Annotated in this window: 11 protein-coding genes; 6 read left to right on the forward strand and 5 right to left on the reverse strand. The window is 41.7% G+C overall.

Annotated elements, in window-relative coordinates; genetic code table 11:
• Positions 1-53: 53 nt before the first annotated feature.
• Complete coding sequence (mrdA, locus tag FD723_RS27215; protein ID WP_179068149.1) at positions 54-1,901, reverse strand: penicillin-binding protein 2; 1,848 nt, start codon at positions 1,899-1,901, stop codon at positions 54-56.
• A gap of 429 nt (positions 1,902-2,330) precedes the next feature.
• Here mrdA and FD723_RS27220 point away from each other — a divergent pair, with 429 nt between their 5' ends.
• On the forward strand, positions 2,331-3,458 hold the full coding sequence (locus FD723_RS27220) for an ABC transporter ATP-binding protein (protein WP_179068150.1): 1,128 nt from the start codon (positions 2,331-2,333) through the stop codon (positions 3,456-3,458).
• A gap of 397 nt (positions 3,459-3,855) precedes the next feature.
• On the opposite strand, the gene FD723_RS27225 is transcribed toward FD723_RS27220, so the two are convergent.
• The gene (locus tag FD723_RS27225) at positions 3,856-9,678 is read right to left on the reverse strand and encodes an AAA family ATPase (protein WP_179068151.1); all 5,823 of its coding nucleotides are present in this window, start codon (positions 9,676-9,678) and stop codon (positions 3,856-3,858) included.
• A 1,437-nt stretch (positions 9,679-11,115) separates the two neighbouring features.
• On the opposite strand from FD723_RS27225, the gene FD723_RS27230 reads away from it, so the two are divergent.
• The 3 genes from FD723_RS27230 to FD723_RS27240 all read left to right on the forward strand — a co-directional run bounded on the left by FD723_RS27230 (position 11,116) and on the right by FD723_RS27240 (position 16,556).
• A complete protein-coding gene (locus FD723_RS27230; protein WP_179068152.1) occupies positions 11,116-13,473 on the forward strand; it encodes a family 2 encapsulin nanocompartment cargo protein terpene cyclase in 2,358 nt (785 codons plus the stop codon).
• A 73-nt stretch (positions 13,474-13,546) separates the two neighbouring features.
• Positions 13,547-14,956, forward strand: a complete 1,410-nt coding sequence (locus FD723_RS27235; protein ID WP_179068153.1) for a family 2B encapsulin nanocompartment shell protein — start codon at positions 13,547-13,549, stop codon at positions 14,954-14,956.
• Between the two features lie 190 nt (positions 14,957-15,146).
• Positions 15,147-16,556, forward strand: a complete 1,410-nt coding sequence (locus FD723_RS27240; RefSeq protein WP_179068154.1) for a family 2B encapsulin nanocompartment shell protein — start codon at positions 15,147-15,149, stop codon at positions 16,554-16,556.
• Between the two features lie 312 nt (positions 16,557-16,868).
• Here the strand turns inward: FD723_RS27240 and nifN are convergent, their stop codons facing one another.
• The 3 genes from nifN to FD723_RS27260 form a co-directional block, all read right to left on the reverse strand.
• Positions 16,869-18,251 carry a nitrogenase iron-molybdenum cofactor biosynthesis protein NifN gene (nifN, locus tag FD723_RS27245; RefSeq protein WP_218651761.1) on the reverse strand — a complete coding sequence of 461 codons (1,383 nt, stop codon included), beginning with the start codon at positions 18,249-18,251 and terminating at the stop codon, positions 16,869-16,871.
• Positions 18,241-18,423: a hypothetical protein gene (locus tag FD723_RS27255; RefSeq protein ID WP_179068155.1), complete on the reverse strand. Its 183-nt coding sequence runs from the start codon at positions 18,421-18,423 to the stop codon at positions 18,241-18,243. The genes nifN and FD723_RS27255 overlap by 11 nt, the downstream gene beginning before the upstream one ends.
• A gap of 323 nt (positions 18,424-18,746) precedes the next feature.
• On the reverse strand, positions 18,747-19,880 hold the full coding sequence (locus tag FD723_RS27260) for a substrate-binding domain-containing protein (protein ID WP_179068156.1): 1,134 nt from the start codon (positions 19,878-19,880) through the stop codon (positions 18,747-18,749).
• 438 nt (positions 19,881-20,318) lie between these two features.
• On the opposite strand from FD723_RS27260, the gene FD723_RS27265 reads away from it, so the two are divergent.
• Positions 20,319-20,789: a hypothetical protein gene (locus FD723_RS27265; protein ID WP_256874939.1), complete on the forward strand. Its 471-nt coding sequence runs from the start codon at positions 20,319-20,321 to the stop codon at positions 20,787-20,789.
• A 99-nt stretch (positions 20,790-20,888) separates the two neighbouring features.
• Positions 20,889-21,455, forward strand: a complete 567-nt coding sequence (locus FD723_RS27270) for a hypothetical protein (RefSeq protein WP_306296996.1) — start codon at positions 20,889-20,891, stop codon at positions 21,453-21,455.
• Positions 21,456-21,914: the final 459 nt, after the last annotated feature.

The following is a 21,914-nucleotide window of genomic DNA, read 5'->3' on the forward strand; positions in this document are numbered from 1 at the left end:
CAGCAATTTTCTTAGCGATCGCATCTGGTCGGGAAATTTTATCTAGATTGCAACTAGTCTCCAGTGCCATGTCCTGAACTCTGAGTTTTCGCCTCTGCTCCTTCAGACTGAGTTTTTTGATACTTACCTGGATATTTATGCTGAAAATAAGCTTCCAGTACTTGTAAAACCATCGGCCCACAAATAGTACCGCCATGTTCGCCGGAGTTTTCCCCAAAAGCCACAACCACAATTTCCGGCTTATTGCTGGGGGCATAAGCACCAAACCAAGTATGATTTGGGCGACCAACACCAGCTTCCGCAGTGCCACTCTTTCCAGATGCCGGGGGAATTGTGGGCACATTCAAGCTCTTACCAGTACCCTCACTTACCACCCTCCGCAGTCCGTCACGGAGAACTTTGATGGTTTCCGATTTCATATTTAAGGATTCTCGCCAGCTTTTTGCTTCTTCATTATCTTTGAGCAAATGCGGCTTAACTCGATACCCACCATTCGCAGGGACAGCAAACATAATCGCCGATTGTAGGGGTGTCACCTGCAAAGCGCCTTGACCAATTGACATATTAATCGTGTCGCCAATAGTCCAAGGAGTCTTCAAAACTTTCTGCTTCCATATTTCATCTGGAACCAAACCTTTTGATTCTTCGTTGGGAAATTCAATGCCAGTTTTTTGACCAAACCCGTATTTGCGACTCCATTCGATTAAAGTTGGGCCACCGACTTTTCTACCAACTTGATAGAAGAAAGTATCACTACTCATAGCGATCGCTCTGGGAAATCCCAATGGCCCGAATCCGGCGTGGTTCCACTCACCAAATGTCACCCCACCAACAGTCAGGGAACCAAAGGTCTGTAATATTGAGTCTGGAGAAAATTCACCTGATTCCAATCCAGCTGTGGTAGTCACAATTTTGAACGTACTGGCGGGAGGAAAGGCACTCAGGGCACGATTTACCAAAGGATGATCTTTACCTTGCACGCTTTCCCAATCTTTCTGGGAGAGTTTTTGTTTGGAGAAGATATTCGGGTCAAAGGTGGGGTAAGATACCATTGCTAAAATCGCACCATTCTTCGGATCAATTGCGGCGATCGCACCTCGTTGATTTCCTAAAGCTTTTTCGGCTGCCTTTTGCACATCTAAATCGATGGTTAGGTGCAAATCGTTACCAGCTTTTGCCTGTTTCTCGCCAATAACCCGGATTGGTCTACCAGCACCATCTACTTCCACCTGCTGACCGCCCCATTCGCCCCGTAGAGCTTTCTCATAAGCTTTTTCTACGCCCATCTGACCAATTACATCTCCTAGTCGGTAGCCTTGCTCCTTTTTGTCCTTTAACTGGTCGGCAGTCAACTCTCGCGTATAACCTAGTACATGCGCCAATTCCTTGCCGTGGGGATAATAACGCACCGAGTCTGTATTAATTTCCACTTCCGGGAGTTCATTCTTATACTCCTTTAATGCCGTGATTTCTGCTTCATTTAGATCGCGAGCAACCCGGATGAGTGAAGAAGAATTAGCACCTGCTTGTTCTAATTTCTTTTCCATCTCATCTTGCGGAATGTTGAGAATTTGCGCTAAACGCGGGCCGACTACAGACCAGGAAGGTTTAGTATGTGCCATCGGCCACAAATATACAGAGCTAGGATAGCGAGTACTGGCTAAAAGTTTGCCATTCCGGTCAAAAATATTGCCCCGTTCAGGTTGTTTGGCAATCATCCGAATTCGGTTTGCTTCGGCTCTTTCCCGGAGTTTTGGCCCTTCAACGATTTGCAAATATGCCAAACGCGCCCCAATCCCAGCCATCATTAATAGGGTAAATAGGATTAAAAATATTGATTGGAAACCACGTCCAACTGTACGGGTATCTTTTTTGCTGCCAAGTGATGGGAATAAAGACATAAGTATCAATTACAAAATTCAAAATTTAAAATGAATAAACGCAATTTTAGCGAGCCTTTTAGAAATTGTTAATATGCAGTTTTAATGCTTAGGGACTTCCAAATAAAAAATATTCAATTAACTCTTGTGGGGTGGGCATTTTGCCCGCCCTATGGACTAGGCGGGCAAGATGCCCACCCCACAATATTGGATATGCTCCAACTGAGCCTCCTGCCTCCTTCAATAGCTTCATCAAAGAATATCTAAGTACTAGCACGAGTATATACAATTAAGCTGATACTTTGATACTGAGGATGAAATAATCCGACGAGTATATTCTTAAACAATTGTTTTTGGCGGATACAATGAACCAAGGTGTCAAATCTAGTCTGCCCAATAGACTACATAAAGTGACAAAATAACGTAAATCACGGCATTCTACTGAAGATTATGGCTCAAATTGTCATGCAGAATCAGAGGGGGATAACAAGTTTTCAGCCACTTGATGTTGAACTGCGTAACGTCTTCAAGTTTTTTAACCAAGAACCAGCAGTAAATGGAATCGACTTGGATGTTAGACAAGGAGAATTTTTTAGTATTTTAGGCCCCTCCGGTTGTGGTAAAACAACAACACTGCGCTTAATTGCTGGGTTTGAAATCGCTGACGCTGGTAAGGTGCTGATTCAGGGTCAGTCTATGACTAATGTGCCGCCTTACCGCCGACCCGTCAATACTGTATTTCAAAGTTACGCTTTATTTAACCACCTAAATGTCTGGAATAACATCGCTTTTGGATTGCGGTTAAAAAAAATACCCAAATCGAAAATTGAATCTAGAGTCCAAGAGGCTTTAAAACTCGTGAAAATGGAAAGTTTGCGATCGCGCTTTCCCAATCAACTTTCTGGTGGTCAACAGCAGCGAGTTGCTTTAGCCAGGGCTTTAGTTAACCGTCCCACCGTTGTATTGTTAGATGAACCTTTAGGGGCGTTAGATTTAAAGCTACGTAAAGAAATGCAGGTTGAGTTATCAAATTTACATAAAGACTTGGGATTGACTTTTGTAATGGTGACACACGACCAAGAAGAAGCATTATGTTTGAGCGATCGCATTGCTGTGATGAATCAGGGCAAAATTGAACAAGTTGGTACTCCCAGCCAAATTTACGAACGTCCCTGCACGTCTTTTGTGGCTGATTTTATTGGCGATACTAATTTATTCAGTGGTGAAATTGTCTCGGTAGACTCCACCAATGTGCAAATTTCGACAAAAACAGGACTCTCAATTGTCATTAGCCGCACTGAAGATACACCAACCGAATTATCACAAGCTGTAGTCGTGAGTGTGCGTCCAGAAAAAATACAGCTTTCGCTTTATCCACCAAACTTGCCAGCTAACTGCTTTGAAGGACGGCTGATCAACGTTATGTATTTGGGTACACACGTTAATTATGTTGTGGAATTAACAAATAGCATTAGCATTCATGTGTTGCAACCGAATACTTTGGGCGTTTTACCAGACCGCGATACACCTATTTATGTCTGGTGGGCAGAAACCGATTGTTTAGCAATTTGTCAATAGTCAAACAATTTTGGATTTTAGATTTTAGATTGACCGGAGATTTATTCTACGTAGATTCTATGAGTGTACTTCCAATACGGTTAAGGTTTTTTGGTGAAAATTCTAGATCGCAAAGATGCGATGAATCACCGTCTCTACAATAATCAGTCTTTGGTAGAGACGGCGATTTATCGAACAGAATTCAGGAGTCAGAATTCATTCTGAATTCTGTATGACTGGCGGATAGCGTAGCATAAAGCCAACTCTTGGAGGCATGGCTTCTCTTCTCCTTTGGAGACGCTAACGCGAACAAGAATCCGCGTACTCTTACAGAGAAGCAAGCTACGCGCAGCGTCTCGTAGAGAGAGCGTCTTGATTCTGACTTCTGACTTCTGAATTCTTCTTCACCTAGCAATCTTCATTGCCGGACTGGAATTGCAATTACAAACTCTGTACCTTGTCCTGGAGATGAATTGCATTGTATCGAACCACTGTGTTTTTCTACGATAATTTGCCGAGCGATCGCCAACCCCAACCCCGTCCCTTTGCCCACAGATTTCGTAGTAAATAAATGGTCAAATATCTTTGCTTTGACTTCTTCATTCATGCCATTAGCGTTATCAGCAATTTTTATTTCAACCTGATGATCTTCCAATGAAGTTTTGATTGTAATCTGGTGAGGATTTTCTTTAATTTCTGCAAAACTCCGCCCAGTGTTAGACTCATCTAAAGCATCAATAGCATTGGCGATAATGTTCATAAATACTTGATTTAGTTGTCCAGGAAAACATTCAACTTTAGGTAAATTACCATATTCAGTTATCACTTCAATTGCTGGACGTTGTTCATTTGCTTTGAGGCGATGCTTGAGAATTAAAATTGTACTATCAATACCTTCATGAATGTTGAATGGCACTTTGTAATCTTTATCTGCACGGGAGAAAGTTCTTAAACTAGTGCTGATGTTTTTGAGGCGATCGCACGCCATTACCATTGAATCAATTGACTTGGGTAAATCTTCTAAACTATAAGTTAAGTCAATTTCTTCTGCATGATCAATAATTTCAGTACTCGGATTGGGTAGACTTTGTTGATAAAGTTTCAAGTGTTGAACAACATCAGCAATAGTTGGTTTAGCTTGTTTGAGACTCGCAGCAATAAAGCCCAAAGGATTGTTCATTTCATGGGCGACGCCAGCTACTAAATTACCCAGTGCAGACATTTTCTCACTTTGAACAATTTGTAATTGCGCTTGTTGTAAATCTTCTAATACTATTCCGAGTGCTTGAGATTTTTCTATTACTGCTTCTTCAGCTTGTTTGCGATCCGTAATATTAATAGTTGTCCCGACTACGCGATAAACTTTTCCCGTCTCATCTTTTAAGGGACTGAGTGTGGTTAAGAACCAAATTTTATCGTCATTAAATGTTAGACATTCTTCATAGGTAATGGGTATTCCAGTTTGGAAACAATGCAGATATTTTTGCTCGATTGCTGCACTTTCATCAGGAGCCATTACTTCTTGCGGACTTTTACCCAGCACTTCCGAAGCAGGTATACCAACCGTTAGTTCGCACGATTTACTCCATCCGGTGTACTCAAACCTACCATTATCTCGGATGTCAGTCACAAAGATGAGACAGCCAACACCTTCGTAAATACTACTGAGGAACTTGTCTCGCTCTTGGAGATGCTTATATAATTGGGCATTTTCTAAAGCGATCGCAGCTTGAGTGCAAAGGAAATTGGTCACAGAAAGGCGATCGCTAGTAAATACCCCTTGAGTCAGTTGATTTTCTAGATAAATAATCCCTACCAAACGCCCTTGATTGATAATCGGGGTACATAATACACTCTGGGGTTGTGTTCGCTGCATGTATTCCCCAATCAACCCAATAATATCTGTTTTGCAATTGTCTATAACAACTGTTTGTTGAGTATTTTTGACGTAATTAATTACTTTTACGGGAATATAATGACAATCATCGAGTAATTGAGATTCCAGAATGGTTTGTATTTTCTCATGATTGATAAAGGTAATTGCCCTAACTTGCCAAATATCATCTTGGGGAAGAATTAACACAGCTTTTTTCGCACCGGAGTTTTCTAGGATAATGCTAGTCAAGCTGGTAATGAGTTGATTTAATTCTAGAGAACTGGAGATAGTTTGAGCGGCTTTGAGGATTGAGGTAAAATCTAGGGCATTAGAAATACTGGTGTTCGTAGTAGTAGAAGCGCGATGAGATGAGGAAGTGCCAGAAGAAAAAGCGATAGTTTCTAGAGGATTGAAATGAATTTGTCGCTGTTGCAGAATTGGTTGCAGTAGTCGAGGATAGCGCTTTTCTAAGTCTTCTATTTTGGCTTTTGCACCCCAACGAGCATAGCAATAGTATGCTTCCTGCATATATGTTTGGGCGACTTTTTCTCTACCCCAGTCGAGATAGAACTTGGCGGCGAGTTCGTTAGCGAGGGCTTCTTCTTGGAGATATTGGTTTTTTTGAGCCAGTTGAATAGCAAGATCGTAAAGTTCCATTGCCTCTGTCTTCTGTCCGTAAACGCGATATTTTTCGGCTTCGACTAAATAATATTTATGCTGGAAGTTCATGGGAGCATGAGATGTCCATTGTTTCAGTTTTTGCTGATTTACAAGGACTCGCTGCTGCAATCTTTCTTGTTCCTCTTCACAAGTATCGGGTAAGATAGCTAGCTGGGTTAGTGAATCATAAAAATGAAAAATTGCTACCATGATACAGCCAGCTACCCCATCTAAATATTGTTGAGCATAGTCTGCCACTACAATAGCTTCATCCCATTCTTGGAACAGATGGCAAAGGATCAATTTATTGACATACAGCGTACCAATGGCGTAAAGATCGTTAGCCGTTTGGTGCAAAGGCAGCATTTTGGCTTCATTATAAACCACGCCTTGAAATTGCCAAGGTAGATAACTTTGACTAACTGAAGTTGACCCTAAATTCAAAGTAGATTGATAGAAAATATTCAGATAATTGTAAGCAACTTCCTGCTTCAGTTGAGCTAAAGCTTGACTATAAGCTGCCATTTCTTTTTCTAAAACAGTTAGTTCTTTGCCTAAGAAAAAGGATAGAGAACAATAATTATAAGCACAGTAAGCGGCATATTCTAAAGCACCCATTTCCAAACCACTCTGATATCCTTCCGAGAGAGGAACAAGAGATGTTTGAATGGGATATTTCCACGGTTTCACAAATGGATACACCATGTTAATCGTGCTAGCTTTAAATTCCTGACTCCGCGATTTTGCGAGGAGATCCAATGCCAATTCACCTGCCTGATTTCCTAACTCAATTTCTCCTGTGATACAAAGAATCACGCCATACCAAGCGTAAGCCAGTGTGGATACAGACGCATTGCCTTGTTGAATCGATAAGCAAACCTGTTTACACACTATCATTGGCAACAGAGGCGGAACTGCTTGATAGACTGCTGCTGTCACTGCTGCCAGAATTCGGATGACTGCTAGGGCTTCAGGATCGGTCATTTCAGGCAATTTCAGCAATTCTTCTAACTGCTTTTGGTTCAGAAGTAACTGAGTTTCTTGTAAACTTTGATTAATCTCTGCTGGGCTAGGCTGGGTTGGAAACACAATTCCAAATAATTCCAGAACTGTGAGGGCAATTTTAATAGCTTCGGGTTGTTTGCTCTGCGCCACATAGGCCAGAATTTTTACTTCATAGACTTTAATAGTGTTTAGTAAGTGTTGAGCATTGTGCAACACATCATCTACAAGTTGCTCCATTAACTCAAAATCACCGCTCAGACAAGCAACTTCGGCAGCTAACTCATGTAAAGCTAAAGTTATTTCATAACAATGCTGCCAACTTTCTATAGTTAGCAGTTCAATGCCTTGATTTAAATACTGCATCGCGGCTACATAAGCAGTTGAAGATTTTGCCTTTTGTCCAGCCGCAAAATTGAGCATTGCTAGTTCGTAGCGCTCAGTTTGAGTAGTAATTAATCCGACTCCCTGATTCAACTGGTTAACAATTTCAAACAGTTTTTCGTCTCGCTCCTGTTCGGGTGTGGCATTAAGTAACCTTTGTCCAATTTTGAGGTGCGTCAGTTGTTTTTGGTTTTCAGAAATAAGAGAATAGGCAGCTTGTTGTACTCGATCGTGCGAAAATCTATATTTAGCTAATTGTTTATTGTTACTTTTATTTTGACTCGCTAATTTCTCATTATTTTCCCCTTGATAAAGCTTATAAAGATCGCTAATTGGTATAACCAACCCTTCTTGTAAAGCTTGCCATAAATCAGCAGATGTCTCGGTTTCGAGTTGTTCGGCAACAATAGCTAAAGTTGTCAAATCAAACTGATTGCCAATACAAGCTGCTAACTGCAAGATATTTTGAGTAGATGACGATAATTTTCGTAATTGCAAACCCATAAAGGCAACAATATCATCTGTAATCGATTGTTCATTAATTTGGGCAATATCACACTGCCAACACCCAGATTCAAAGTTAAATTGAATGAGATTCTCGTGATGCAATGCCTTGAGAAACTGGATAGCGAAAAATGGATTACCTTGAGTTTTCTGCAATACCAATCGAGAAAGAGGTAATGCCAAGTTTTCTGTACACTTAAGTGTCTCAGCAACTAATTGATTTACTTGCTCTTGACTAAGTGGTGCTAAAGTAATTGTATTAATCGTAGCTGCTGTTTTTTGGATATCATTCAAAGTCAACATCAATGGATGTGCTGGATTAACTTCATTATCACGATAAGCACCAATTAAGAATAGATGCTTGGTATCAGCCATTAATAACTGCATTAACATCAACGATGCCGAATCAGCCCATTGTAAATCATCTAAAAATATGACTAATGGATGTTTGTCACTAGTGAAGACTTGAGTAAATTTCTGGAATAATAAATTAAATCGATTTTGTGCTGCACTTCCTGATAATTCTATAACGGAGGGTTGTTGACCAATAATTTTTTCTAATTCGGGGATGACTTCAATAATTACTTGTCCATTCTCACCTAGAGCCGCTAAAATCTTATTTTTAAATTGTTGAATTTTAACATTGCTTTCTGTTAATAATTGCCCCATTAAATCTCGGAATGCTTGCACAAATGCACTGAAGGGAATATTCCGTTGATATTGGTCATATTTACCTTTAATAAAATAACCGCGTTGTTTGACAATTGGTTTATGAATTTCGTTAACGACAACTGTTTTACCAATACCCGAAAAACCGGCTACCAGCATCATTTCTGTTGCACCAAGGCTAACTCTTTCAAATGCTTGCAGTAGTGTTTCTACTTCTGTTTCTCGTCCATAAAGTTTGTCGGGGATGATGAAGCGATCGCACACATCCCTCTGGGCAATTTCAAAGCCTTTAATTATACCATCAACTTGTAGATGATGTAAACAATTTTCTAAATCAAACTTCAGTCCAAATGTACTTTGATATCTATCTTCGGCATTTTTCGCCATCAATTTCATCACGATATCTGACAAGATTTGCGGAATCTCTTCACTTTTGACTTCCCGAAGAGATGGTGGTATCTTCGCTAAATGAGAATGTACCAATTCCATCGGGTCGTTTGATTGAAACGGTAAAACTCCGGTCAGTAACTCGTAGAATGTCACACCCAATGAATAGAAGTCAGTACGGTAGTCAATTCCGCGATTCATTCTGCCTGTTTGTTCAGGGGAAATATAACTAAGTGTTCCTTCTAACACATTGGGATTCATCAATGTTTGAGTTTCCCGTGGTAGCAAAGATGCAATACTAAAGTCAATTAATTTAACTTGTTTGGTTTCGGGATTAATTAAAATATTCGCAGGTTTGATATCTTTATGAATAATCCGCTCTCGATACAATATATCTAAGGTATTGCATAGTGCGATCGCTATCTCTAAAAACTCCATCAGAGATTCTACGCTTCCCCCCACTCCCCAATCCTTGAGAGAAATCCCCCCAAAGTCTTCCATCACCAAGGCATAGCCATTCTGATAGGGTTCCAGGCTATAAGTTTGGACGATTAGCGGTGAGTTGAGATTTTTAGCTATAGTATACTGATTGCGAAACGACAAGAGTTCACTGAAACTCGGATAAGGATTTTTCAGTAGTTTAATGACTACAGGTAATGAGTCGGTTTCTCGATACCCTCGATAAACTAGAGTTCTGGAACCATTGTAGAGTTCTTCACTTACCTTGTATCCGGGAATATTCACAAGATGACTAACCATACTGCTAAATCTTTAAGACTTCCAGATTTAGTGTTCCCAGAATATATAAGGTTATTGATAAACAAGGGACAGCGAGACGCTACGCGATCACAGCAGGCAATACTTGTCGGTTAACGGGAAAAGCGGAATGGGAAAGGGGAAAGAAAAAACCTTTACCCTTTAACCTTTTCCCAAAACCAAATTCCAGTTTAAAATCAACAAAGCGAGCAGTATTGACATGGCAGGTTATTCCAGTTGAGATAATGCCTCAATTACCCAGCGATCGCCTCTGGATATTTCTTCGCTAGTTCCTACAAACAGGTGTAGGTACGAAATATATAGGGTTTCGAGGTTTAGAACCAAAAACAAGCGATCGTTTCAGTAACGATTTTCCTTGCTTGTAGGCTCGGTTTGCCGGAGGATTGGCTCTATTTCTGATTACCTGCAATGTTCTGTAGTGACTACCATCGCATTGCAATACTTGTCGGTTAAGGGGAAAAGGGGAAGGGGAAAGGGGAAAGAAAAAATCTTTAACCTTTACCCTTTAACCTTTTCCCCAAACCTAATGCCGAGTTAAAAATGCAGAAAGCGAGCAGTATTGCATCGCATTGCTCTGTTCCTGGATTTCTCACAAGTGAAAAATCCAAGGGGTCTGGGAGGTGTGGGAGGATGGGGAAGAAGTCTTACCCCCACACTCCTCTTTCCCTAAAGCCTACACTATGCGTGAGAAATCCGGGTGTTGGGAACTGATATATTACTTATTATTTTTTTATATATTTTAATTATTCAATTAACTGTCTACTTAATTATTTTCTTAACTGTCTTAACTGTCTTAACTGTCTACTTAATTATTTTCTTAACTGTCTTAACTGTCTTAACTGTCTACTTAATTATTTTCTTAACTGTCTTAACTATCCAGTTAATGATAACTAAACGTCTTAAACTGTTATTGCATTTTATTGATAAAGCTGAGATTATCTTAAAGACAGATGTTTAGACCTATTTTTGGAGAATAAAGCAAAAATAATACTTGACTGAAGGTGTATGACAAACTTTCTTCGTGGGTTCTAGTTGTTGCGGGGCGTGAACCTAGTACAAGAAAGTAAAAAGGCAAAAGAAAGAATGCTTGTTTTGTAAGCTTTATGGCTATTTTAAATGAGTGGCTTATTTACGGCATACTGTACTATTCCTTCAGAAATTGATAGTCGTCAATCAGTATATATTCATTCAGAGTTCTGCATAATGAGATTTCATTAAAAAGCCACTTAGTTTATTGAATTAGGCACAGCAAAAAGTGGATTATCTTAAATAATTTCACAACATTCTGGTAAGAGCAATCTGTGAATTTTTCGATTAAAAGGAGCAACTTCACGATATCAAAGATTAACTAAAAATATCAAAAAATTAACAAGACTTAAATCAATACAATGAGCTTAAACTGATAGGTTTAAATGGAAAATGACTTCAAGTAAGCAACCTTTTGAGTTGCCGAGTTTTTATGTACCTTGGCCGGCACGGCTGAACCCAAACCTGGAAGCGGCACGGGTACATTCTAAAGCTTGGGCTTATGAAATGGGAATTTTGGGTGGGGCAGAGGGATCAGAAGATTATGGGATTTGGGATGAGCGCAAGTTTGATGCCCATGACTATGCACTATTGTGTTCCTATACCCATCCAGATGCCGATGAACAGATGCTCAATCTGGTAACTGACTGGTATGTTTGGGTATTTTTCTTCGACGATCACTTCCTGGAGCTTTACAAGCGTACCCAAGATATGGCGGGGGCCAAGAAGTACCTCAATGGACTACCAGCGTTTATGCCTGTGCAGCCCCAAGAAACGCCGCCAGAACCCACCAATGCCGTGGAACTGGGTTTAGTAGACCTCTGGAATCGCACCATCCCCAATGCCTCCCAAGACTGGGTAATCCGATTTTCGGAAAGTACCATCAATCTTCTCAAAGAATCTCAGTGGGAACTCGCCAATATCAGCCAGCATCGAGTTGCTAACCCCATTGAGTACATTGAGATGCGCCGTAAGGTAGGGGGAGCGCCCTGGTCAGCTAACCTAGTGGAACACGCGGTTGGGTCAGAAATTCCGGCGGCGATCGCGCCATCTCGACCAATGCGTGTCCTCAAAGATACCTTTTCTGATGGAGTACATCTGCGAAATGACATCTTCTCCTACCAAAGAGAAGTAGAAGAAGAAGGAGAAAATGCAAACTGTATTCTGGTTTTAGAAAAATTCCTGGATGTGAGTACCCAAGAAGCGGCCAATCTCACTAACGACTTACTCACATCTAGGGTGCAACAGTTTGAGAACACCTTTGTTACTGAACTGCCTTCTTTGTTCGAGGAATATAGTTTGACTCCTGATGAGCGTCTGAAAGTCGTCCTATATGCCAAAGGACTTCAGGACTGGCAATCGGGGGGTCATGAGTGGCACATGCGATCGAGCCGCTACATGAACCAGACATCAGACAAATCTTCGCCAGCAAGTTGGTTTTTAGGTGGCCCCACTGGACTAGGCACATCGGCCGCCCGTCTGGGAGCCTTATACGATAGTTTGGGACTAAAACGGTTTAAAAGCTTCACCCATGTTCCCTATCAGCCTGTAGGGCCAGTCACCCTGCCACAGTTTTATATGCCCTTTTCCACCAGTTTGAATCCCCATCTAGACGACGCTCGGCGGCATTCTAAGGAATGGGCACGTCAAATGGGGATGCTAGACAGACTACCAGGGATGCCCAGCATTTACATCTGGGATGACCATAAATTTGATGTAGCAGACGTAGCCTTATGCGGTGCTTATATTCATCCCAATGGGTCTAGTGCTGAGTTGAATATCACAGCCTGCTGGCTGGTTTGGGGAACCTATGCTGATGACTACTTCCCGGCACTGTATGGCTATAGCCGCAACATGGCTGGGGCGAAAATCTTCAACGCTAGGTTGTCGGCCTTTATGCCCCTTGATGAGAGTCCTGTTCCCGAAGCCACTAACCCAGTCGAACAGGGTTTGGCGGATATTTGGGCGCGGACGGCTGGCCCCATGAACCCTAATGCTCGCCGTCAGTTTCGTCGGGCGATTGAAGATATGACGGAAAGCTGGTTATGGGAACTAGCTAACCAAATCCAAAATCGCATTCCAGACCCGATAGACTATGTGGAAATGCGTCGTAAGACCTTTGGTTCCGATCTAACCATGAGCCTGTCTCGACTTTCCCAAGGAGACGAGATCCCACCAGAGATATTCCGCACCCGAACCATGCAGAATATCGATAATTCGGCTGCTGATTTCGCCTGTCTGACAAATGATGTTTTCTCTTACCAGAAAGAAATCGAATTTGAGGGCGAGATTAATAACGGTGTGCTGGCGGTTCAGAATTTCCTGAACTGCGATATCCCCCACGCTGTGGCAATTGTTAACGACCTGATGACCTCTCGTGCCCTTCAGTTTGAACATATTGTTGCTACTGAACTCCCTGCCTTGTGTGATGATTTCGGGCTGGATACAAGTACCCGTAAGAAACTGTACGGATATATCAAGAAACTAGAGCAGTGGATGTGTGGGGTACTCAAATGGCATAGAGCAGTAGACCGCTATAAGGAATTTGAATTGCGGAATAACTCGACAGAAAAACGCTTACTCCAAGGCCCTACAGGGTTAGGCACTGCGGCGATCCAGATTAGACCAAGGGTCGGTCAGGAAACAACTCAAACCAATGTTCAGCCAGTGGTGCAGAACTTACTAAGTAGTCCAACAGGGTTAGGGACTTCAGCGACCAAAATCGGATCGCTATTAGGAAAGAAAGGTTAGTTCAACTCAATCTGAGTGCTGATTCCGGTCAATCAAATAGTTTGTCAATAAACACTATCAACGGAGATTTATCATGACTAATGCAGCAAATACTTCCCTAGAAAATCAAATTGAGCAACAGCCAATAAGTTTGGGGACAGAAGCGGCGCGTAATTTGGCAACAACCACCAAAACCCAACCCCAGATGCAGGGCATTACCTCACGGTGGCTCTTAAAACTGCTGCCTTGGGTAGAAACAGTGGGTGGCAGCTATCGGGTCAACCGCCGCTTAACCTATACAGTTGGGGATGGACGGGTCAGCTTTACCAATACAGGATCTCAAATACAGGTCATTCCTCAAGAACTCGGTGAGTTACCTTTGTTTCGGGGATTTGAAGATGTTGGAGTCTTAAATGCCTTAGCCAGTCAATTTGTACAACAAGAATTTGCTGCTGGAGATGTCATCATACAGGCAGGTCAAGCGGCCGATCAAGTATTGTTGATTGCTCATGGTAAGGTCAATAAAATTGGCCCAGGCAAGTATGACGATCAAGTTGTTTTAGCTGTATTAGCTGATGGCGACCATTTTGGTGACTACGCTTTAGTGGAATCCCAAGATATCTGGGATGTCACCCTCACAGCCATTACTCGTTGCACCATTTTGTCTTTGCCTCAAGCAGCCTTTCAAAACCTAGTTAACCAATCTGAAGCTTTACAAGCGCAAGTGGATCGATTCAGAGAAAAATTGCGCCAACCCCAAAACCAATATGGGGAAGCCTCGATTGATATTACCTCCGGCCACCTTGCAGAGGCACTATTACCAGGGACTTTTGCAGATTATGAAATCAATCCACGGGAATATGAGTTAAGCGTTGCTCAAACCGTTTTGCAAATCAATACGCGGGTTGCTGATCTCTACAACGAACCCATGAATCAGACTGAGGAACAATTGCGACTCACCATCGAAGCATTACGGGAACGCCAAGAACACGAGATGGTGAACAATCGTAACTTCGGACTGTTACACAATGCCGATCTCAAACAACGCATCTTTACCCGCAGTGGCCCCCCAACTCCTGATGATCTCGATGAGTTGATCTCTATTGTTTGGAAAGAACCGAGCTTTTTCTTAGCTCATCCCCGCACTATTGCTGCTTTTGGTCGGGAATGCAACCGTCTAGGACTCTATCCCGATCCTATCCCCACGGGTAACAGTGCAATTCCATCTTGGCGTGGTATTCCTATCTATCCTTGCAATAAGATTCCAGTTACAAAAGAGCGTACTAGCTCGATTATCTTAATGCGTGTGGGAGCAACCAACCAGGGTGTCATTGGTCTTCATAAAACTGGCATTCCTGATGAATATCAGCCTAGTTTATCTGTGCGCTTCATGGGTATTAACGAAAAGGCTGTTATTTCCTATCTAGTTAGTGCTTACTACTCTACAGCCATTCTTGTTCCTGACGCATTAGGCATCCTTGAAGATATAGAAATTGGTCTCTAAGTAGCCATCATGAACTGCTTACACCAGAACAGATGAAAGAGGAACTGGGGACTAGTATTTTATACTTAGAACTCAGCACTCTCAAGTCAGTCGGACATCCTCTTTAAAGTAGAGGCAAACAGCTGTTTGCCTCTAACTCCTGATGCTCTCTTTTAGGAATGTAAATTTAGTTGCATGAAACTTTAACTTTATGACAGATGCTTTGATTCGGCCTAATTTAGACCAAGAAAATAGGCAACTCCAGATGAGCTTAAGCACCAAAGGGGCGCGGAATTTAGCCAAAACCACGAAAACTCCGCCCCAAATGCAGGGCATTACCCCCAGGTGGTTGTTACAGATGTTGCCTTGGGTGCAAGTCACGGGTGGAGCCTATCGAGTTAACCGTCGCTTAACCTATGATGTTGGTAATGGACGAGTTAGCTTTACAAATACAGGAACCCAGGTGCGGGTTATTCCGCAAGCCCTTTGTGAACTATCTTTACTGCGTGGATTTGAGGATATTGAGGTACTCAATGCCTTGGCAGACCGCTTTGTGCAACAAGAATTTGCCTCTGGTGAGGTAATTGTACAGGAAGGTCAACCAGCCGACCAGGTGTTATTAATTGCTCATGGTAAAGTTAATAAGCTGAAGGCAGGAAAGTATGAGACAGAAGCTTTACGGGATATTCTAGCTGAGGGCGATTGTTTTGGTGGCGAAGCTATAGTTCTGTCTCAGGAAACTTGGGAGGTTAGTCTCAGAGCTATTACACGCTGCATAGTTTTGTCTTTGCCAATACAGGCGTTTCGGGAGTTGCTAAACCAGTCTGAAGCGTTGCAGACCCAGGTCGATCGCTTGAGAGCTATATTGAGCAAACCTCAGGATAGGCACAATCAAGCCGAGATCGCCGTGTCTGCTGGTCATAGTCAAGAAACTGAGTTACCCAGGACATTTGTTGATTACGACTTGAGTCCACGGGAGTATGAGTTAAGCGTCGCTCAAACCATTTTACAGGTGAATACGCGAGTTGCTGACCTCTACAATGAACCGATGAACCAGACAGAGCAGCAATTACGGCTGACTATTGAAGCGTTGCGGGAACGGCAAGAATACGAAATGCTGAATAACCCTGGTTTCGGGTTGTTGCACAATGCTGATCTTAAGCAACGCATCTTTACTCGCACCGGCCCACCGACTCCAGATGATTTTGATGAATTGCTGTCTCGGCGGCGCAAATCCCATTTTTTCCTAGCTCACCCTCGTGCGATCGCTGCTTTTAACCGGGAATGTAACCGTCGTGGAATCTATTCCCCAAGCAAAGAAGTCAACGGCAAGATTGTACCTGCGTGGCGCAATTATCCAATTTTTCCTTGTAACAAAATTCCGATCACTAAAGAGGGTACTACCTCTATTTTGATATTCCGTGTCGGTGAAGAAAACCAAGGGGTGATAGGTCTACACAAAACGGGTATCCCTGATGAATACCAACCTAGTCTGTCTGTGCGGTTTTTGGGCATCAACGAAAAAGCGATCATTTCTTACCTTGTCAGCGCCTACTACTCCGCAGCCATTCTCATCCCCGATGCACTTGGCATCCTAGAAGATGTGGAAATTGGACACTGAGGGAAGGGTAAACCTCACTTTTTGTACAGTGACTAAATTAAATATTGTCGCGACAAATTGCTGTTTTTGTGAATAATCACTGTATCACCGAACAAGGCAAAAGAAACTGCCAAAAAAGCAAAAGTTAAAAAACAATACAGTTCAGAATGAGCAACAAAACACTTGTAGAGACGGCGATTTATCGCGTCTCGAAAACTGGTTAATGAACACCTAATTTAATTCATTGTTATTGGCTACAACAATCAGATTGTCAGGGCAATAAATTGTGAAGTATGACTGAAAATTTTCATCAATAGTTAGAGTTGATTGTATTTAATGCTTAACCTTTATTTCTTGCTCTAAAAACAGATTGCCAATATCAAATAAAAGTTGTATGGTACCTCGATAGCCAACCTTGGTAAACTGACCATGATCTAAGCGGTCAAAAATGGGAATTCCTTGACGATAGAGAGGAATTTTTAAGCGTTGAGCGATCGCTACTCCATGAGAGTTGGTAATGAGTAAATCAGACCCAATCGCCAGTTGCTCAAAGTCTTCCAAATCGCCGATAGTGACGCTCTTGATCGGCAGTTTTTCTAACAGAGGAAAGCGTGTTGTTGTCACTGCTGAGTGAATCTCAACTCCTAGCGATCGCAAAAAAGCAACTGTTGACCAAAGTAAATCTGGTTCCAGCGCCAAAGAAACTCGCTTGCAACCAAAGTAAAAGTGATTTTCCAACATCATATATTGCAACTGCCTGCGTTGACGGCGGTATTTCTGTGGTACGCTGACGCCACTGATATCCGCCAATGCTTTTAGGAATTTATCTACTGCTACTAGTCCCGTCAGTTCACTAAATACCTCATAAGGTATATTGAATCTCTGCTCCAAAATTTGCGCTGCACCCCGCATACTATCACCCAGCGCCAAAGTGAATACAGAACTACCAATTGAGCGCAACTGTGCTGTATTTGTGCCATTAGCTGTAATGGCACTAGAAGAATCTTCTATATGACCATCTAATGAGCTAGAAAGGTCAGGTACAACAATAGGTATAAGTCCAAAAGAGGTAACAATCTCTTTGATTTCCTGTACATCCCCTGGTGTGAAGGCAGAACTCGCCAAAATAGTGATTTGTGTAGGAGAAGCGTCTTGCTTGGAGCTTTTTTGGGGAATTTCCCTGACTATACTCTCAACTGCACCAGCAAAGCCATCCTGTAATGTACCTTTGAAATCTGGTGTAGAGACAAGCACAATTGGTAAATAATCCAGTTCTGGGTGACGGTGGCGAATCTCCTTGACAAAGCGTCCCATATCATCGTCGCCCAATACGTCGTAGGATACGAAATCTACGTCTGAGTAAGCGCCATTTTCTTCAAGGAAGTTAATGGCAGTGATGATACCCCGGCCAGCGCAACCCACACCCGGTTCTGGCCCACCAGATTCTACGCATCTGATATCGCGGAAACCAGTGATCACAACTTCTTCTAGTTCAATATCTTCCACAGCGCCCCGTTCAGCAGCTAAATGCAGCACGGTAGTTTGAGCTTTACAGTGCAAAATCAAACGGGTAGAGTCAGCTTTCGGGTCACACCCGACAATCAAGATGCGTTTACCCACTTCTGCCATCGCAGCAAGGGTGTTTTGGGAAGTAGTAGATTTACCAATACCACCTTTACCGTAGAAAGCAATCTGTCTAATTCTTTCATCGGACATGATAATTTATCCTGCAATTGTTTGTTTGGTGAGTCTGTAGGTTAATGAGGCGATCGCACAAACTAGTGCCTACCAGAGGTACTTGCTTGCTGTAACTTGATAGCAGTAACTTGATGTAGAACGTTGTTGGAGGCGCTCGTTCTACAGCAAAAAGAGTCTGTATCCAGAACATATTTAACTTGTGGTCAGTTTTTGTTGGCCATTAGTCATTGTTTTTTCTGACTAATAGCTAGAGCGATAAGACATCACTCAAGGAATATTGCAAGTATTACCAGACCCTCGCTGAAATTATTTCTCTGGCAGTAGTAATACCAACTAGACAAAAGAAAGCTACAGATTCCAAGCCGGAAACTCAAATTCAATCCGAATTACGAATTCAGCATTATCAGTTGTTGTCATCTCCTGAAGGTTGCTCATACCTAAAGAGTTGTTGCAGCAGGATTTAAATTTACGCCAAGTTTCCCCAAACAACACAACCAACCATTGCAATTCACTCTAAACAGTCGCTACAACTTCCCCGATTTTGCTGATATCGTAACCACCGAGAATTTCAAATTGGGAGTGAACCATCCGATGTCCCAAAGTACTGAGCAACTGCTGTACTGGTGCTTCTTCCAGATATTCCTTGAGAATCACCAAATCATATCGTGACTGATGTAAAGGGATAAATCCCAGCCCAAAGGCGGTAGCTACAGATGCCGTACTCATACCAGCATCGGCAGATCCTTGGACTACAGCTTGGGCAACATCTTGGTGACTTTTGAGTACATTATCAAAGCCCTGAACGGTATCGAACGGTATCTGCTCCTTTTGGAGTGTTTGTTCCAAAAGCATCCGACTACCAGAACCTATTTCGCGGTTAACAATAGTCGCTCCCCCAGCAACTAAGTCAGTAACTGTTCTAATTCCCATTGGATTGCCAGACTTTAACAAAAGTCCCTCCTCCCAGACACCAAGGGTAATTAAAACTGCTTCCCTCCCAGCCAGAACATCTCGAACAAAGGGAGTATTATACTCACCAGTCTCAGGATCGTACAGATGCATCCCAGCGATGTGCGCCTCACCTGTGCATAGACTGTGCAATGCAGCCATGCTATTGGCGAAGTTATATTGGACTCGCAGTTGAGGATGCCAGCGTTCGGTGGCTCTTGCCCATAGTGAAATCACAGGGGCACAACCAGCAATCACAACGGTGTTGTGAAGTGTTTCGAGATTATCGTCTAGTAACCTGACTCGAACTTTATTTGTACCTGCAACACTTGTGCTTTCACCATCAGCCGGAATCATATCTTGGCGAAAAGCATCCTTGCCAATCAAGGGGTAAGCTATCCATTGTCCTCCCACACGAGCCATGCTAACTCGTAGCTGCTGACCATTAGGAACAGGTTTGGCAAGAACGGCTTCAATTTCAGGTAAATCCCGCTCTAACCAGAATAGATCCTCAACTTGACAGCCAAGCGCTTTGGCCAAGCGAAGTGTTATGGCTACTGAGGGAGCATATAGTCCCGACTCTACACCACTAATAGTCTGACGAGTCACACTAGCGATGTTAGCCAAATCTTGTTGGCTCATGCCTAAGCGAGTTCTAATGGACTTCAAGTTATTACGGAGGTCACTATCCTGCTTCATTGGCTTTGTCTCTTAGTTTCAAAAAGCCGTAGCGGATTTAAACATTGCATCTGCCAAGGCGAAAGTATTGTCTTTGAGTTTATATCATTTCTCTTTGAAGACTTTTTGTACTTTCGCTGTCTTGATTCCCCATACAAAAAGACTATCACAGAAATTGCAAATTTGCTTGCGAAGCGCAAATTATTTTTGCGGATGGTTACTTTTTAGCCGCTTTTTTGGCTCAAAAGCCCCAAATTCCGATAAACAGAGCATTCATCTAGCAGAATTTTTTACCAACTAAATTGGTAAAAAGTAGTGTTTAATACAGTTTTAGAGATTAGTTTCAGCTTTGATGCTTGATAGGCGAGTAACACAAACAGTAGAAAACATACCAACCAATTTCGTGTTTTGGGGTAAATTTTGCCCTGATGAAAAATTACCTATTTGACTAAAGTGAATATGCAGATAGCATCAGCAAAGAATTGCTGTTTTAAGTTTTTGCACAATCAATTAGGTATTGATCAAAGTATCCAACAGATGGCAAACAAAGGAATGGAGAAAGTAATGATTACTGAAGAAGACTTAGCACAGCAATTTAACCTAATTATTGAACACACTCACCCACAAGTATGGAAACTGTTAAGCCAATGTTATGTAAAGGTGATAGTTCCTCATCCTCACTTAACAAGAGTGAATATAAAAACATGCATCCGCCATGCAAAATACATTGGTATTTATTGCCCTGACAGACTAATTAGTGGTGTATTAGAACAAAAAAAACTACTTAAAGAAGTAGCAGAATACTTGGGTTTAGTAGAAGTTGTGTGCTTGAATGCCAATCACTTAATGCGCGATCCACTTTCAAATCTAAAGCAAACTTATCCTCAGTTGTGGTTAGATTTGTTGTGGATTGTCACCCAAGAAAAATAATCTAGTCAACCTGATTTTTCTGCAATATTCAATCTGCAAAAAATCAAAATTACCAATCTTCATCGCAGCTTCATTATTTTTGAAGCTTGCCAAAACATTATGAATCAACCATGCCTGCATCCAGATGATTTGCCTTCACCTCAAACAATCAAGCTGAGTGGAATACTATTTAGACAGCTTGAAGAAGCAACTAAAAAAAACTTTTTCTTAGCGTGCGATCGCATGACACGGATTTTGTTATCGAGTTGTCATTGGTATTTCCAAATTATTTTTGAAGCTTGCCAAAACATTATGAATCAACCATGCCTGCATCCAGATGATTTGCCTTCACCTCAAACAATCAAGCTGAGTGGAATACTATTTAGACAGCTTGAAGAAGCAACTAAAAAAAACTTTTTCTTAGCGGGCGATCGCATGACACGGATTTTGTTATCGAGTTGTCATTGGTATTTCCAAATCAATAGTGGTGTTTTGACGTTGATCGTGATTTGTAATAATATGAAAAGCTATCGTCAGATCATGAAAACTGTTCCCCAATTTGCCGGTCACTTAAAACAGTTTGCCAATAGAGCTAAAATCACTGTTAGTTCTCCAGTTGACAAAGGTATACCTTGGGTACTCAATATAGATAATTCCTTACCTGAAGGAGATTTGCCTAATACCTGATAGAGCAACCAGAATTTGTTCTAGGAAAATCATCACTTCATCTGCATTAATCATTGAATAGACTTGTTGTTCTTCACTGTATATAAGTTTTCTGCTAAATCTTTCGGTATGATGGAAGTAATGCCTACTCCTAGAAAAATTTCCAAGATTACATCAGGCTTCTCTACATTTTTGTGAATGGTTTTTTGAGGAGATTGCAGACACTATCCTAATCCTATATATACTTTTCTGTGTCTGACTAAATAGTAGGGAACCCTGATGTTATATTAGGGAAATTTGCACTAAGTAAGCTTTTAATTCACCGCTCTTGTTAACTAACTAATTGTAATTAATTATACTATTTACTCGCTGGACACTTAAGTTAGCTGTCCAGGCAATAAAAAGCAATATATGCTAAGATTGTATCAAAATATAGCAATTATTCAAGAGCAATTTAGAATAATTTTGCGCTTTGTTGAG

Source organism: Nostoc sp. C052 (genome assembly GCF_013393905.1).
Taxonomy (GTDB): Bacteria; Cyanobacteriota; Cyanobacteriia; order Cyanobacteriales; family Nostocaceae; genus Nostoc.